The following is a 15,170-nucleotide window of genomic DNA, read 5'->3' as shown; positions in this document are numbered from 1 at the left end:
ATCTTATTGCTCCTCATGTTATGGCCTGTGAGAGCTTGTAGCGGCACCGTAGCGCTTCGCTTGCATTGTCGATCAAGGCAACAAGTCCCCAAGTGATCAGGATATAGGCCATCATTTGTTGATAAAAGAATAACTGCTGCGCATTGTAAAGTGCCTGTCCGATACCACCCGCACCGATCAGCCCCATTACCGTGGCCATGCGCAAATTCCACTCAAAGCGAAACAGAGAATGTGCGGCCAGCGGCCCGAGCGCCAAGGGAAAGGTGGCGTAGGCGGAAACGGCCAGCCTGGAGGCACCTGTTGACGCCAAGGCAAGTTGTGGTGCTGGAGCGGCGTTCTCTAGAGATTCGGCGAATAGTCTTGCCAGGCAACCCGCCGAGTGGATGCCCAGCGCCCAGGCACCTGCCGTCGGGCCGACACCAGCGACTGCGATCAGGACTAGACCCCATACCACCTCCGGCACCGTGCGCAGGAACTCCATCATCCGTCGCACCGGCCAAGCAAGCCAAATCGGTGCGATATTTCGCGCGCTGCAAGTCCCCGCGATGATCGCCGCAATTATCGCGCCGCTGGTACCTGCAGCCGCCATCCATATGGTTTCCCAGATTTGCTGGGGCAACTGTGTCCATCCCCGGGCAGTCATTTCAGGCGGGAACATTTGCCCGAATACCTCTATCGCGTGTCCAAGCGCGATCATATGAGGACTATAGGCCGTCAGGGCGACCAAACCGGCGGGAATCAACGCCAACAGCCAGCGCGGGTGCTTCCTGAGCCAGAATGCAACCTGATCCAACACGGCGATCATTGTAACGAGAACAAGAATTAAGGTGGTCACGCGAGGTAAATCCAGTGCTGCCAGCGAACCAACCAACTCACTGCCAAGTCCGCCTCCGCCAACTGCGCCAACGACGATGGACGCACGCAAAGCGCTTTCAAACTCGTACGCGCCATAAGTCATTAGGTCAGCACGCTTTAGCGGCAAAAGGCCATACATGGCAATTTGCAGCCGCGAAGCGCCGGTGGCGCCGAGCGCGTCGAGTGGCCCCTTTGGTGCTGTACGCAAAATGTCTGCGAACATCTTGGAGACGATGGCAGTGTAATACAACGCAATCGCCAGCAAGCCGGCCCCCGGCCCGATGCCGAAGAGGATGACGCAGAGAATTGCCAGCGTTAAATCAGGAATGGCCCGCCAGGCTGCAAGTGCCGAAAGCAGCGTGCGCGCACCGCTCAAGCGCAGTCCCGCCGCGACTCCGAGTGGAATGCTAACGCAAAAGGCAATGAATATTGCCCCAACCGCCATCCCAATTGTTTCCATTACCGGCTCAACCAACGCAAGTAGATAGGAGGGCGTCAAAACCGGAGGAAAAAATGAAAGGAAAAGAGTCAACCCGTTCATCAGCTGGCATGCCCCAATGATGCAACTCCCTCCCGCGAGCCACCAGCCGGGTGCTTTGCACTTAACTCTATCAACGTGCCCTGCCGGACTTCGATGATGCGGTCGAAATAGCGCGCTGCAAGGTCGGGCTGATGCAGCGAGCAGATCAATGCCATGCCCCGTGAATACGCGAGGCTCGTTAATAGTCCCAAGATGTCGTTGGCAGTACCTGGATCGAGTGAGGCGACTGGTTCGTCCGCCAGCAATAACTGGGGTGCTTGAACCAAAGCGCGAGCGATGGCCACGCGCTGCTGCTCACCGCCGGACAACGCTGTAGTGGGCTCATGCAGTTTGTGCGCAAGCCCAACTGAAGCCAGCGCTGCTTGGCACTCGGCCAGTTCGTCTTGCCGCGGCCAAACCAAGTAACGCAATGCACGGCCATTAGACCAGCGGCCAAGCGCGCCAGCCATGACGTTTTGGTGCACACGTAGCGGCTCAACCAAATCATGCTTCTGCGCGACAAACCCAATTTTGCAGCGCAACTGCCTTAGCGCTGTTGCCGACAGGGAAGCCATGCTCACACCATCAAAAACAATCTGACCAGTGTGCGCTCTAATTTGGCCATTGACCGTCCGCAGCAGCGTGGTTTTCCCAGTGCCACTCGGTCCGACCAGGGCCACTCGTTCACCCCGTGCCACCTGCAGGTCGATCTGCGTCATAATAGCCGCATCGACACTTGGTGGCGCGATCGCTACTGATTTCAAACTGAGAAGGGGGGTGTTGATATGCAGAGCGGACGCCGCCAATGTCGCACCGAAATTTCCCGGATTCATCTCGATAGCTGCCGTCATCACATTAGCCCCAATTCTTTTGCTACGCGCTCGACCTCGGAATATTCATCATTATTGGCAACCACGAAATGCTTTGCGCGCAGAATTCCCAATATCTTGTCATCATGACCCGGCTCAAGGCGTAGCATCGCGTTGGAAAATTTTTGCTCCAAGTCGCGCGGCAAATCCTTTCGCGCCGCCCAGACGTAGTCCGCGAATGCTGGTGTCGTAAAGAACACCTTCATTTCGTTGCCGGGAATCTTGCCGTCGGCAATCATTGACTTGTAAACGGTTTCGTCGAGAGAGCCTGCGTCACAAACGCCTGTTGCCACTGCCTGCGCCGTTGCAGCATGACTTCCTGTATAGCGATAAGACTTAAGATCGTGGTCGGGCAGGATGCCGGCATTTTTCATGGCCAAATAAGAAAAAAGATGACCGCTGGTCGAATTGATGTCGCCAAAACAGAAGGTTTTGCCCTTAAGGTCTTTGAGACTGTCAATCCCCGTACTTTTGCGGGTGATTAACAGCGAGTGGAATTGACGGTCAACATCGCGCTGCACTAGCGGAATGGCGCCGTAACGGGCATGCGCCTTAACGTACGTCAAACCGCCGAAATAAGCCACGTCCAGGGAACCGTTTCCGAGACCCTCTAGCGTTGCGTTGTAGCTTGTGGGAATGATCAGCTTCACGGGCATGCCAAGTTGCTGCTCAAGATACTTCTGCAGAGGCACCTTTTCTTCGACTGAAACTTGGGTGGCGCCGGCATCCGGTATCATGCCGATTCGCAGCGGTTCAGCAGCAAGGGCGGGCGTCAGCGACAGCAGCAGGACAACATTAGCGGCAAGCAATGTTGTGATTTTCCGCGCAATACAAGAATTAAGTTTCATAAATTGCTCCTTATTGATAAATCAGTTATTGTGATTTGGTTTCGGAATCAATCCCGGCCAATGATTGCTAAATCGAATTAGCGAATGAATTCTAGGTACCGTTTGTTACGGCAGCATGGCACTCATGGATTCCTTTGCTCTTAGCAGGCTGCTGAAAAACTGGCCGACGGAGACGGTCGAGCAACGGGTAGCAAGGACAATTTGAGCACCCGATCTGACTGAGAACGATGCGAGGCACCGACACCTTCACCGAGAGCCTGTTCACCATGCGCAAGCTGGAGGACTTCGTGCCGGCACGGCACCCGCTGCGCGAGATTCGCAAGACGGCCAATGCGGCGCTGGACAAGCTGGGGCCAACGCTGACGGGGATGTATGCAGCCGAGGTCAAGGGCGGACGGCCGAGCATCGCGCCGGAGAAGCTGCTGCGCGCCATGCTGCTGCAGGTGCTGTTCAGCGTGCGATCTGAGCGGCAGCTGATGGAGCAGGTGCACTACAACCTGCTGTTCCGCTGGTTCATCGGGCTGTCGATGGACGACGCCGTGTGGGTGCCAACGGTATTCACCAAGAACCGCGAGCGCCTGATCAAGCATGACGCGGTCATCAAGTTCTTCAACGAGGTGGTGGACATTGCGCACAAGCGCGACCTGTTGTCGGGCGAGCATTTCAGCGTGGACGGCACGCTGATCCAGGCCTGGGCCGGGCACAAGAGCTTCGTACCCAAGGACGACAAGCCCGACGCAGACGGTGGTGGTGCCCCGGCCGGCGACTTCAAAGGCCAGCGACGCAGCAACGACACCCACGAATCGAAGAGCGACGGCGATGCACGGCTGTACCGCAAGGGCAACACCGCCAGCGAGCTGCGCTACATGGGCCACACCCTGAGCGACAACCGCCATGGGTTGATCGCCAGTGCCATGGTGACCCAGGCCGACGGCTTTGCCGAACGCGAAGCGGCCAAGGCCATGATCAGCGATGCGCGCCAAGCGCTGGGTGACGACGAGCGCGAGATCACGCTGGGCGCTGACAAGGGCTACGACGCCAAGGAGTTCATCGACGCCTGCATGTCGATGAAGGTCACCCCGCATGTGGCGCAGAACACGTCGGGCCGCAAGTCGGCGGTGCCCGACGAGATCGCGCAGACGCAGGGCTATGCGACCTCGCAACGCAAGCGCAAGCTCATCGAGCAGGGCTTCGGCTGGGCCAAGACAGTGGGCGGCATCCGCCAGGTGATGGTGCGCGGCCTTGAGCGTGTGGACCAGATGTTCGTGCTGACCATGGCCGCCTACAACTTGGTGCGCATGCGCAGCCTGGGACAAGTCCGTCTGCAGGCTGCCCAGTGACCAGAAACCGACCTGAAAGCGCATGAAAGTCGCTCCAAACCGATGAACTTCATGCTCAACATCCCGCATCGCGAAAAGCTCAGTGCCCCGACCTCGAATCGTGTGCAGAAGATCCGCGATCGGGGTGGTTTTTCAGCAGCCTGTTAGTGGCAAAGAGCAATTCGACCTGCGATGAAATTGGATTTATTTCATGAAGTTGCAAATCTCACTTCCTCAGACCATTGAAAGATTGGCGGATCATTCGTTCCATCCCAGAAAGCCGACCATGTTCTCGACCCGAAGATGTACTAGAGGATGTCCAAGCGATACGCTTCTGGTGAAGCAGGGAACTCAGTTTAGACAGGATATTTCGCAAGACTAGCTGGACAACGGCTGCTTGGGTCGTTAGTGAAGTTGAAGTTGAAGTTGACCCCATTTCACGGACACCTTATTGTTCTTGCAGAAGGAGTCCGAAGTGAGCAAACCACATACCCCCAAGCCACCTTATCCAGCGCAATTTCGTGAGCAAATGATTGAACTGGTTCGTGCCGGACGCAAGCCCGGCGAACTGGCCCGTGAGTTTGGCTGCCATGCCACCAGCATCCTGAACTGGGTGCGTCAGGCCGATGCGTCCAGCGGTGTTGTCCCTGGAGAGGCCGGTGCGTTGAGTGCCAGCGAGCGCCAGGAACTCATCGAGCTAGGGGTCGTCTCAGAAAACGGAAAATAAAGCACGTTAAGCTGGTGGCAGCGGTCGCAACGCCCTGAACTTCCCTGCACCGACCTTGGTGCTGCTGCGCCAAAGGTAATCGCCGGTCAGATTGATGTGTTCCCACCCCAGCGGCGATAGGTACTGCAACAGCGTGTCATCGACGGTCTGGCTGTGGCTACGCAAAGCACTGGTGGCACGCTCCAGATAGACCGTATTCCACAACACGATGGCCGCCGTCACCAGATTGAGGCCGCTGGCTCGATAGCGTTGTTGCTCAAAGCTGCGGTCGCGGATTTCACCCAATCGGTAGAAAAAGACAGCCCTGGCCAACGCGTTGCGCGCTTCGCCCTTATTCAGTCCAGCATTGACGCGGCGACGCAGCTCCACGCTTTGCAGCCAATCCAGTATGAACAGCGTGCGCTCAATGCGCCCCAACTCGCGCAGTGCAACGGCCAATCCGTTCTGACGCGGATAGCTACCGAGCTTGCGCAACATCAGCGAGGCCGTCACCGTACCCTGCTTGATCGAGGTGGCGAGCCGCAATATTTCATCCCAATGGGCGCGTATTTGCTTGATGTTCAGCCTGTCGCTGCTAATCATCGGCTTGAGCGCGTCATAGACGGCATCGCCCTTGGGGATGAACAACTTGGTGTCGCCCAGGTCCCGGATACGTGGCGCGAAGCGAAATCCCAGCAAATGCATCAAGCCAAACACGTGATCGGTGAAGCCCGCTGTATCGGTGTAGTGCTCCTCGATCCGCAAGTCGGACTCGTGGTACAGCAAGCCATCGAGCACGTAGGTCGAATCGCGCACGCCTACGTTGACCACCTTGGCGCTGAATGGCGCGTACTGGTCGGAGATATGAGTGTAGAAAGTCCGTCCCGGACTGCTGCCATATTTCGGGTTGATGTGTCCCGTGCTCTCGGCCTTGCTGCCGGTTCTGAAGTTCTGGCCATCGGATGAGGACGTGGTGCCATCACCCCAGTTCGCGGCGAAGGGTTGCCGGAACTGCGCATTGACCAGCTCGGCCAGGGCCGTTGAGTACGTTTCATCCCGGATGTGCCACGCTTGCAGCCACGACAGCTTCGCGTAGGTCGTGCCAGGGCAGGACTCGGCCATCTTGGTGAGCCCAAGATTGATGCCATCGGCCAGGATCGTCGTCAGCAGCAACGTCTTGTCCTTGGCGGTGTCACCGGTTTTCAGATGTGTGAAGTGCCGGGTGAAACCCGTCCACTCATCAACTTCTGCGTATTTCGGCGAACGTGACCGCCGATTTCGGGAACGTGACCGATTCGGCGGGGTTGGGCGTTGCGCGGTGTTGATTGTAGATTTTCTTGTTAGTTCTGGTCGAGTTTGGGCTCCGGGACGTTGGGTTTTGGGGACGCTTTTCTGAGGGATTCACCGGTGAGCATGATCCGGTGATGACGCTGCATGAGACGGTCGAGCATTGCGTCGGCAATGGTCTCGTCGCCGATCCATCCATGCCAGTGCTCAATCGGTAACTGGCTGGTGATGATGGTCGCCTTTCCCGCAGAGCGGTCGTCGATCATCTCGAGCAGATCGTTTCGGACCATCGCGTCGAGGGGAGCCATTCCCCAATCGTCCAGCAGGAGCACGTCAACGCGGGCGACCTGCAGCAGCCATTTTGTGAAGCCGCCGTTGCCGTGCAGAACGCGAAGCTCCTCGCCGAGTCGCGGCACGCGCAGATACAAGGCCGAATGCCCGCGCCGGCAAGCGTATTGGGCCAGGGCGCAAGCGAGCCACGATTTCCCAGCGCCGGTCGGGCCGCTTATGAGCAGGCTGTAGCCGGCTTCGACCCAGTCACCGAGCGCGAGACTCGTGAGTGAGCGCGAATCGACGCCACGCCCAGCGCGCGTGTCGAGATCTTCAATGGCGGCTTGCGGATACTTGAGGCGCGCCTGCTTGAGCAGTCGGGTACGACGGCGATCATCACGCCAGCTGACTTCCCGGTCGACCAGCAGTGACAGGCGTTCCTCGAAGCTCAGGCTGGCCGCACCGGGCTGCGTCAGTTGTTCTTCCAGGCCGTCAGCGAAGCCGTCCAGCTTCAGGGTGCGCAGTTGCGTCAGTGTCTGTTGCATCATCATGGTGGGTCTCCTTTATTGGTAGTAGCCGGCGCCGCGTACATGCGCGTGACTTGGGCTGATCCAGTCGGCGGGCGTTGCCACTGCTGCGCGGTCGCGGTTGTTGATCAGGATGTCGCGCACGTGGCGGTAACGGTGCACGCCCAGCTCCAGTGCTAGCGCACAGGCGGCTTCGAGACGTTCGCGGCCATAGCGACGTGAGAGCGAGAGCAATCCGAGGCACGCCCGATAGCCGTGTTCCGGATGGCGTTGCTCCTGCAGCAGCCGGGTAACAAGCACGCCGGTTGCCGCGCCGATCTGCTGTCCCCAATGAATCAGCCGCTGCGGCGTCCATTCCAGATGAGCGCGGTGCGCCGCCGGCATGTGCTCGACGACGGTGGTGTAGCCGCCTGCGCGCTCGTTGCGCGCGTGGCTGGCGACACGGCGACCGCGATGCAGCAGTTCGACAGCGCCCGCCGTGATGCGCGCATCGAGCTTGAGACCGACCAGCGCGTGCGGCACGCTGTAGCGGTGTTTGTTGATCTCGACGTGATAGTCGATGTGAACCGTCACTGTCTTGAAGCGCGCGAGCTCATAGGGCTGTGCCGGCAGCGGCTGCAGTGCCGGCGCGTCCAGCTGGGCGAATGCGCTGGCGCGACATCCAGGCAGCTTCTGGAACGGCCTCTCATTCAGGTTCCTGAGCAGCGGGCGGATCGCCTCATTGACCGAGTGGACCGACTCAAACCGGTGATGACGCAGGCGCGCCATGATCCAGCGTTCGACGACCTGGACCGCAACCTCTACCTTCGGTTTGTCCTGCGGACGATATACGCGTGCGGGAAGGAATGACGTGCCGTAGTGACGCGCAAAGTCCAGCACGGTGTCGCCGGCGCGAGGTTCATAGCGGTCGGGATCGGCAATCATCGCGCGCGGGTTATCCGGCACGATCAGCTGCGGCACGCCACCATAGAAGGTCAGCGCACGTGCGATGCCGCCCAGCCAGTCCTCCATCGTTTCGGCTGGCGTCGCGCATGCGAACGTGTAACTCGATGCGCCCATGGCTGCCACGAAGATGTGCGCGCGGCGTCCAGTCGTCAGCGGCAGCGTGGGGCCGGCGAAGTCGACAAACAGTTTCTCGCCGGCGCGGTGAATTTGCCGCATCGAGCGCTTCAGGCGTTTCGTGAACGCCTTGTAGTGCCCGCAGAACTGCGTATAGCGGTAGGTCTGCCGGTCCGCGAACTCGGCCTGGTACTCCTCCCATAGCAACGTCAGCGTCATGCCCTTGCGACGCAGCTCCTGGTGGATGCGTCCGTAGTCGGGCTGGGCGTAGCCTGCTGGCCCCGTGGGCTTGCCGAGGAGCCGCCGCTCGAGGTCGCCTTCATCCATATCGCAGGCGCTTGCCCAGTCCAGCCCGGCAGCACCGGCCAGTCCTATGTACTTCGTGACCACGCCCTTGGAGATGCCCAGTGACGCGGCGATCCGGTCGTGCGAGAAACCGCCGTCGAATTTAAGTCGTAAAACGTCCTTGATCATCCGCATGTTCATCCGGTGCGCGGGCATGCTGTCTCCGGCCAAAGCCGGCGAGCATAGCCCGCGTGGTTGATGTCATGCGCAACGCCAATCCTGCCTTCCGGTCCGCTTCGTCACGTTCCCGAAATGACCGGTCACGTTGCCGAAATCGCCGGTCACGATCCCGAAACGGCCGGTCACGTTGGTCCGAAATACGCAAACTTCCATCAAGAGTTCGGTGATCTTGACGTGCGGCAGCAGCATCGCCGATTGGTCGATCAGGGCTTGCGCGGTTTCAGGCACAGCCGCGTCCAGCGGCGTGATCTTCAGGCCGGACTCGGTAATGATGGCGTCCGGTAGATCATTGGCCGCCGCCATGCGGTTGACGGTAGCGAGCTGCTGTTCCAGCAATTCCAGCCGGTCGTGCAAATACTGATCGCAGTCAGTGGCCACTGCCAGCGGCAATTCGCTGGCCAGCTTCAGAGTAGCGAACTTCTCGGCCGGCACCAGGTACTCATCAAAGTCCTTGAACTGGCGCGAACCCTGCACCCAGACATCGCCTGAGCGCAGCGCGTTCTTAAGCTCCGACAGGGCGCACAGCTCGTAGTAGCGCCGGTCAATACCATCATCCGTGAGCACCAGTTTCGCCCAGCGTGGCTTGATGAATGCGGTCGGCGCGTCGGCGGGCACCTTGCGAGCATTGTCGTTATTCATGTCGCGTAGCACGTCGATGGCATCGAGCACGCCTTTGGCGGCTGGTGCCGCCCGTAGCTTGAGTACGTCCAGGAACTGCGGTGCGTAGCGGCGCAACGTGGTGTAGTTTTCACCGATGCGATGCAGAAAGTCGAAGCTCTCCGGTTGCGCGAGCTTTTGCGCCTCCGTGACGCTGGCGGCAAAGGTGTCCCAAGGCATTACGGCCTCGATGGCGGCGAACGGATCGCCGCCGCTCTGTTTGGCTTCCAGCAAAGCTTGGCCGATGCGGCCATACATCCGCACCTTGTCATTGATCGCCTTACCGGAAGCCTGAAACTGCTGTTGATGCTTGTTCTTAGCGGCGTTGAACAGCTTGCCAATGATGCGGTCGTGCAGGTCGATGATTTCGTCGGTGACGGTAGCCATGCCTTCAATGGCCAACGCTACCAGAGTGGCATAGCGTCGTTGCACCTCAAACTTGGCCAGGTCAGCGGGCGTCATCTGGCCACCCTCACGGGCGATCTTGAGCAGGCGGTTCTGGTGAACTTGTCGCTCGATGCCTGCGGGCAGGTCAAGCGCCTGCCAGGCTTTGAGGCGCTCGATGTGTTCGAGCATGTGCCGAGAATTCGGTTTGACGGGCGACTGGCGCAGCCATGCCAGCCACGTCACTTTGCTGCCGTCCTTGCGCTTGAGAAGTTCGTCCAGGCGCTGACGGTGGGGCGATAACAAAGAATCGGTCAACGCCTCGTAAATACGCCGGTTGGCACGGGTGATGGCCTCGGCGCTCGCGCGCTCGATGGCATTCATGGCGGGCAGGATGATGGTCTGCCGCCGCAGGTTTTCGACAAGGGTGCTGGCCAGCACAATGCCTTTGTCGGTCTGCAAGGCCAGCTCTGTCAATGTATGCACGGCTTGCCGATAGTGGCTCATGGTGAAGGGCTTGAACCCAAACACCGCTTGCAGTTCGACTAGGTGCTCGCGCCGTGTCTGCTCACGCTGGCCGTACTCATCCCAACTTTCCACCGGAACCTTGAGCTGTGCCGCCACCATGCGCAGCAAAGGCGGAAACGGCAGTTCATCGACACCCAGGATGACGCCAGGGAATCGCAGGTAGCAAAGCTGGATGGCAAAGCCCAACCGGTTCGCTGGCCCGCGACGCTGGCGAATGATCGACAGGTCGGTTTCGTTGAACGTGTACTGCCGGATCAGTTCGTCTTTGGCATCTGGCAGTGCCAGCAGGCTTTCGCGCTCGGTGACGGACAGGATTGAACGACGCGGCATGGTCAGTCTTCCCGCAGGTACTGGTACAAGGTTTCGCGGCTGATGCCGAAGTCACGGGCCACCGAGGTTTTTTGATCGCCTGCCGCAACTCGCCGTTTCAACTCGGCAATTTGTTCGCTGTTCAGCGATTTCTTTCGTCCCCGGTAGGCACCGCGCTGCTTGGCAAGCACGATTCCCTCGCGCTGGCGTTCGCGGATCAGGGCGCGCTCGAACTCAGCAAAGGCTCCCATGACCGACAGCATCAAATTGGCCATCGGCGAGTCCTCGCCGGTGAACGTCAGCCCTTCTTTGACGAACTCCATGCGCACGCCCCGTTGTGTCAGCCCCTGAACGATGCGGCGCAGGTCATCAAGGTTGCGTGCCAGCCTGTCCATGCTGTGCACCACCACGGTATCGCCCTCGCGGACGAAGGCCAGCAGCCTTTCAAGTTCGGGACGTTGTGTGTCCTTGCCGGAAGCCTTGTCGGCAAATACCTTGCCAACGTCGATTTGCTCCAGTTGCCGGTCAGGGTTCTGGTCGAAGCTGCTGACGCGGACATAGCCGATGCGTTGACCTTGCAAGATGCCTCCAAAAGTAAAAGTGTCAGGATGAAATCTATTACCTTTGGCTGAATGTGTCAATAAATATAAATTAAGACTCTATTCTGACATATTTTGCATACAGCATCTGACATCAGGTTTGTCATTTTCAGAAGACGACTGCACCAATTGTCAGGAGTCGATAACACTACATCGGCGAGAGCGAAAACTTCCCGGCTCAGTGCGAGCTAAGTCTGCCTGCGTACCTTCTCCACTGTGCAAATCCCTGCACTCTTCTGGAGAAGCATCATGTACCGCTATACCAAACTTTCCCTTCTGGCCGTCGCCATCGCTGCAACCGGCGCGGTCGCCTACGCCGCCAATGGCGGTATGGAAAACGACGCACTGGCAATCAGCAAGGCCAAGATTCCCCTCACTCAGGCGGTCACCGTCGCCGAGCAGCACGCCAATGGCAAGGCGTCACGCGCCGAGTACGAGAACTCGAAGCAAGGCTGGGTCTACGACGTGGAAGTCGTCAGCGGGGCCAAGGTCTTCGATGTCCGGGTCGATGCCGACAAGGGCACGGTCATCTCGTCTGCCGAGGACAAGGCGGATCACGATGATGACCACGACAAGCGGGACTGACTCCCGACAGTATGGCCGGATCGTTTCCCTCGGAGGCGATCCGGCCCGGAGACCTCATGGAATCACTCAACCATACATTTTTTCTCTGGCTCAACGCACCGGAGCATCCCAGTGCTTTGGCTCTGACGTTGGCCACCTTCTTTGCCGAACAGCTCATCTGGGCGGTTCCACTCCTGATCGGCATCGGCTGGCTTCGCGGCGGCGAGCCTACCCGCAAGACGATGCTCGTTGCTAGCGCATCGGGATTGCTGGGCCTGCTCATCAACCAGATCATCGGCCTGGCTTGGTTGCATCCTCGACCTTTCATGATCGGCCTGGGTCACACCCTCATCCCTCATGTTGCCGATTCGTCTTTCCCAAGCGATCACCTGACGCTGTGGTGGGCGGTTGCCTTCAGCCTCGCGCTGCAACGAGGCCCACGAATTGCAGGCGTGACTTTGGCTTTGCTGGGCGTTCCCATTGCCTGGGCGCGCATCTACCTTGGAGTGCACTTCCCATTCGACATGCTCGGGGCCATCGCCGTTGCTGCAATCTGTGCCTGGCTGACGTTACGTGAAGCACACTGGTATCTATTGCCAAGTTATCAACTTTCCACCGGAATCCATCGGCGGCTTTTCAGCGGGTTGTGGAGTTGCCCCTGTAACTCAGGACACGCGGACACCGTTAGGTTGATGACACCGCATTACGCCTGAACTCGCGAGGCGAGCGGTATTTCAGGGCTTTGTGCGGGTGGCGCTCATTGTAGTGTTCAAACGCGATTGCCAGACGCGAGAGCGCTGTTGGTGCGTCAGACTTGTCCATATAGGCGACGTAATTGTGCTTCATGGTCTTCACGAACGATTCCGCCATGCCATTGCTCTGCGGCGAACGGACCGGTGTGGTCAGCGGCTCAAGACCCAGTTCGCGAGCGAAGCTGCGCGTGCGGTGGTCGATGTAGGCCGAGCCGTTGTCCGTCAGCCATTCAATGGGCTGCGCGGCCTGCGTGGTGCCGAAGCGCTGTTCGACGGCGGCCAGCATCACGTCGCGCACCACATCACCGCTATGCCCGCCGGTCGTTGCTGCCCAGCTAATCGCCTCGCGGTCGCAGCAGTCCAGCGCAAACGTCACGCGCAGCGGCGTACCATCGTCGCACCGGAACTCGAAGCCATCGGAGCACCAGCGGGTGTTGCTGCGGTCCACCGCAACGCGACCGTCATGTCGCCGCTTATCTCGCCGCACGCCAGGGCGGCGCAGCAGCAACTGATGCTCCCGCATGACCCGATACACGCGCTTGACGTTGATGCACGGCGCACCGCTCTGCTCCCGACTGCGGCGCAGCAGCGCCCAGACACGGCGGTAGCCGTAGGTGGGAAGGTGCGCCACATGGGCCTGAATCTCCTCGACCAGCCCGGCATCGTTGGTCACGCGGGCACGGCGACCATCGCGCCAGTCGGACGAGCGAGCTCGCTTCACCGCCACGGCAGAGCGCGCCACGCCGAGAACTTCGCAGACCGTCTTCATCGGTCGTCCCCCGGCAGCAAGGGCGAGCGCGCAATCAGGTTTTTTGAACGGCCCCATTCCACGGCTTCTTTCAGGATTTCGACCTCCAGCGTCTTCTTCCCGAGTAGCCGTTGCAGTTCCTTGATTTCCTTGATGGCGGCGGCCAGCTCAGATGCCGGCACAACGGTTTCGCCTGCCTTCACCGCCGCCAGACTGCCTTCCTGGTATTGCTTGCGCCAGCCAAACACTTGGTTGGCGTTGACGCCGTGCCGACGTGCAACGGCCGACACCGACGCTCCCGGCTCCAATGTTTCCTGCACGATGGCGATTTTTTCTTGCGCCGTGCGCCGCCGACGGCGCTCCGGCTCGGTCAGAATTTCGATGCTTTCCACGTAATGACTAGGCTTACTGATAGGCACAAGACTATCCCTTATTTTAAGAGAGTCCTCGTGTCCTCAGATACGTGGGGCCGCTCCAGGTTGATCGCGCTTGGATGGGTGCGCGAGTGAGCCTATGGGCGGGCTAAGTCAGCATGTTCAAACTGCTGGCAAACCATTTCACCCCCGGCAGGAGAACACCATGAACAAATTGCCCACGAGCAGCACCACTGGCTGGCTCAATAAAGTCCCGGAAGTCGCGCTGTCGTTCTGGATCATCAAGATCATGTCCACCACGGTGGGCGAGACGGGAGCCGATTTCCTGGCGGTCAACGCAGGGTGGGGGCAAGGCGTGACTCGAACCGTCATGGCTGCCCTGTTGGCGGCCGCCTTGTTCATGCAGTTGCGCACCCGACGCTATACCCCTTGGATTTACTGGCTGACGGTGGTACTGGTCAGCGTGGTCGGCACCCAGATCACCGATCTGCTGACCGATGGCCTTGGCGTCAGCCTGTACATCAGCACCTCGGCGTTCGCCGTTGCGCTCGCCGCGATCTTCTTCGTCTGGTATCGGATCGAGCGCACCCTGTCCATTCACGACATTGTGACGCGCAGCCGGGAGCTGTTCTATTGGGCTGCCATCCTCTGCACGTTCGCGCTGGGCACGGCTGCTGGCGATTTGGCGACCGAGGCATTGGGCTTGGGCTTTACCTGGGGCGCGGTGGCGTTCGGTGTGCTGATTGGCATCACCTATACCGCCTGGCGCATGGGCGGCAACGCCGTTCTGACCTTCTGGATCGCCTACATATTGACCCGCCCCTTCGGGGCCGCACTCGGCGACTTGCTGACTCAGGCCAAGACCTATGGCGGCCTTGGCATGGGTGCCATGTGGACAAGCGCCTTGTTCCTCACGGTGATCGTCATGCTGGTGGCCGTCGCGCAGATCGGCATGAATGGACGCCGCTCGGCCCAGCTCGTCGAATAACCATCTTCGCTCTACACAAGGAGAAAAACATGCTCATAAAGCACTCAATCGCTCGCCCTGTTGCCGCCATTTCGGCCGCCGTGCTCTTGGCCCTCGCGGCTGGTTGTTCCAAATCTGCCGATCAGAACAACGCAAGCACAGCATCAACTACACCGGCCCAGACTGTCTCGGCCTCGCAAGGCAAAACTGCCTCCAAGCTGGGCGACCTGTCGGCCTTCCGCAGCATCGCCACCGATGTCGCCGCCACTGTTGACAAGGGCGATCTGCCTGCTGCCAAGTCACGCATCAAGGACTTGGAAGTCGCATGGGACTCGGCCGAAGCCGGACTCAAACCGCGCGCGGCAGATGACTGGCATCTGCTCGACAAGGCCATCGACAAGTCGCTTGCGGCGCTTCGCGCAGACACGCCAAGCCAGGCTGACTGCAAGGCTGCGATGGATGCCCTGCTGAAAACCTTTAACACGCTCGAAGGAAAGTGAGCG

General features: G+C 59.5%; 13 protein-coding genes and 2 pseudogenes. 6 read left to right on the top strand and 9 right to left on the bottom strand.

Annotation, left to right across the window (positions count from 1 at the left end):
• Positions 1 to 13: 13 nt before the first annotated feature.
• The 3 genes from DCN14_RS37395 to phnD are packed head-to-tail and all read right to left on the bottom strand — an operon-like array spanning position 14 to position 3,092.
• Positions 14 to 1,396, bottom strand: a complete 1,383-nt coding sequence (locus tag DCN14_RS37395) for an ABC transporter permease subunit (protein WP_011875618.1) — start codon at positions 1,394 to 1,396, stop codon at positions 14 to 16.
• On the bottom strand, positions 1,396 to 2,226 hold the full coding sequence (locus DCN14_RS37390) for an ATP-binding cassette domain-containing protein (RefSeq protein ID WP_050782032.1): 831 nt from the start codon (positions 2,224 to 2,226) through the stop codon (positions 1,396 to 1,398). The genes DCN14_RS37395 and DCN14_RS37390 overlap by 1 nt, the downstream gene beginning before the upstream one ends.
• The gene (gene phnD, locus DCN14_RS37385) at positions 2,226 to 3,092 is read right to left on the bottom strand and encodes a phosphate/phosphite/phosphonate ABC transporter substrate-binding protein (protein ID WP_011875620.1); all 867 of its coding nucleotides are present in this window, start codon (positions 3,090 to 3,092) and stop codon (positions 2,226 to 2,228) included. Before phnD ends, DCN14_RS37390 begins: the two co-directional genes overlap by 1 nt.
• Before the next feature lie 227 nt (positions 3,093 to 3,319).
• Here phnD and DCN14_RS37380 point away from each other — a divergent pair, with 227 nt between their 5' ends.
• Positions 3,320 to 4,432 (top strand): IS1182-like element ISBuce1 family transposase, encoded by a 1,113-nt coding sequence (locus DCN14_RS37380; protein WP_011875621.1) that lies wholly within the window; start codon positions 3,320 to 3,322, stop codon positions 4,430 to 4,432.
• A 454-nt stretch (positions 4,433 to 4,886) separates the two neighbouring features.
• Positions 4,887 to 5,138: a transposase gene (locus tag DCN14_RS37375; protein ID WP_137962686.1), complete on the top strand. Its 252-nt coding sequence runs from the start codon at positions 4,887 to 4,889 to the stop codon at positions 5,136 to 5,138.
• Between the two features lie 6 nt (positions 5,139 to 5,144).
• Here DCN14_RS37375 and DCN14_RS37370 read toward each other — a convergent pair.
• The 5 genes and pseudogenes from DCN14_RS37370 to DCN14_RS37350 all read right to left on the bottom strand — a co-directional run.
• Positions 5,145 to 6,365, bottom strand: a pseudogene (locus DCN14_RS37370) (Tn3 family transposase); the annotation flags it as partial.
• 92 nt (positions 6,366 to 6,457) lie between these two features.
• The gene (gene istB / locus DCN14_RS37365; RefSeq protein WP_096506405.1) at positions 6,458 to 7,225 is read right to left on the bottom strand and encodes an IS21-like element helper ATPase IstB; all 768 of its coding nucleotides are present in this window, start codon (positions 7,223 to 7,225) and stop codon (positions 6,458 to 6,460) included.
• Positions 7,226 to 7,237: 12 nt separating this feature from the next.
• Complete coding sequence (gene istA / locus DCN14_RS37360) at positions 7,238 to 8,761, bottom strand: IS21 family transposase (RefSeq protein WP_096506404.1); 1,524 nt, start codon at positions 8,759 to 8,761, stop codon at positions 7,238 to 7,240.
• Between the two features lie 168 nt (positions 8,762 to 8,929).
• Positions 8,930 to 10,684, bottom strand: a pseudogene (locus DCN14_RS37355) (Tn3 family transposase); the annotation flags it as partial.
• Positions 10,685 to 10,686: 2 nt separating this feature from the next.
• Entirely contained in the window at positions 10,687 to 11,244 is a 558-nt protein-coding gene (locus DCN14_RS37350) for a recombinase family protein (RefSeq protein WP_096506403.1), read from the bottom strand.
• A gap of 267 nt (positions 11,245 to 11,511) precedes the next feature.
• On the opposite strand from DCN14_RS37350, the gene DCN14_RS37345 reads away from it, so the two are divergent.
• Positions 11,512 to 11,847, top strand: coding sequence for a PepSY domain-containing protein (locus tag DCN14_RS37345; RefSeq protein ID WP_005797945.1), 336 nt, complete (start codon positions 11,512 to 11,514; stop codon positions 11,845 to 11,847).
• Between the two features lie 56 nt (positions 11,848 to 11,903).
• Positions 11,904 to 12,539, top strand: coding sequence for an undecaprenyl-diphosphatase (locus DCN14_RS37340; RefSeq protein WP_240327521.1), 636 nt, complete (start codon positions 11,904 to 11,906; stop codon positions 12,537 to 12,539).
• Here DCN14_RS37340 and DCN14_RS37335 read toward each other — a convergent pair.
• A protein-coding gene (locus DCN14_RS37335) for an IS3-like element ISButh1 family transposase (protein ID WP_163013128.1) occupies positions 12,511 to 13,709 on the bottom strand; the annotation gives its coding sequence in 2 pieces (ribosomal slippage) (positions 12,511 to 13,394 and positions 13,394 to 13,709; 1,200 coding nt in all). The two genes, DCN14_RS37340 and DCN14_RS37335, sit on opposite strands and share 29 nt — an antisense overlap.
• A gap of 196 nt (positions 13,710 to 13,905) precedes the next feature.
• Here DCN14_RS37335 and DCN14_RS37330 point away from each other — a divergent pair.
• Together DCN14_RS37330 and DCN14_RS37325 are read left to right on the top strand one after the other, a co-directional pair.
• A complete protein-coding gene (locus tag DCN14_RS37330) occupies positions 13,906 to 14,688 on the top strand; it encodes a membrane protein (RefSeq protein WP_005797951.1) in 783 nt (260 codons plus the stop codon).
• A gap of 29 nt (positions 14,689 to 14,717) precedes the next feature.
• The gene (locus tag DCN14_RS37325) at positions 14,718 to 15,167 is read left to right on the top strand and encodes a hypothetical protein (RefSeq protein WP_011875624.1); all 450 of its coding nucleotides are present in this window, start codon (positions 14,718 to 14,720) and stop codon (positions 15,165 to 15,167) included.
• Positions 15,168 to 15,170 lie beyond the last annotated feature (3 nt).

Source organism: Burkholderia sp. IDO3 (genome assembly GCF_003366075.1).
GTDB lineage: Bacteria > Pseudomonadota > Gammaproteobacteria > Burkholderiales > Burkholderiaceae > Burkholderia > Burkholderia anthina.
This window is presented reverse-complemented; position numbering and strand designations above follow the sequence as displayed.

Excerpts from the sequence above, each read along its gene's own strand:
- DCN14_RS37330 (WP_005797951.1), top strand. The coding sequence starts at position 13,906 with ATGAACAAATTGCCCACGAGCAGCACCACTGGCTGGCTCAATAAAGTC.
- DCN14_RS37395 (WP_011875618.1), bottom strand. The coding sequence starts at position 1,396 with ATGAACGGGTTGACTCTTTTCCTTTCATTTTTTCCTCCGGTTTTGACG.
- DCN14_RS37345 (WP_005797945.1), top strand. The coding sequence starts at position 11,512 with ATGTACCGCTATACCAAACTTTCCCTTCTGGCCGTCGCCATCGCTGCA.
- DCN14_RS37340 (WP_240327521.1), top strand. The coding sequence starts at position 11,904 with ATGGAATCACTCAACCATACATTTTTTCTCTGGCTCAACGCACCGGAG.
- DCN14_RS37325 (WP_011875624.1), top strand. The coding sequence starts at position 14,718 with ATGCTCATAAAGCACTCAATCGCTCGCCCTGTTGCCGCCATTTCGGCC.
- phnD (WP_011875620.1), bottom strand. The coding sequence starts at position 3,092 with ATGAAACTTAATTCTTGTATTGCGCGGAAAATCACAACATTGCTTGCC.
- istA (WP_096506404.1), bottom strand. The coding sequence starts at position 8,761 with ATGCCCGCGCACCGGATGAACATGCGGATGATCAAGGACGTTTTACGA.
- DCN14_RS37390 (WP_050782032.1), bottom strand. The coding sequence starts at position 2,226 with ATGACGGCAGCTATCGAGATGAATCCGGGAAATTTCGGTGCGACATTG.
- DCN14_RS37380 (WP_011875621.1), top strand. The coding sequence starts at position 3,320 with ATGCGAGGCACCGACACCTTCACCGAGAGCCTGTTCACCATGCGCAAG.
- istB (WP_096506405.1), bottom strand. The coding sequence starts at position 7,225 with ATGATGATGCAACAGACACTGACGCAACTGCGCACCCTGAAGCTGGAC.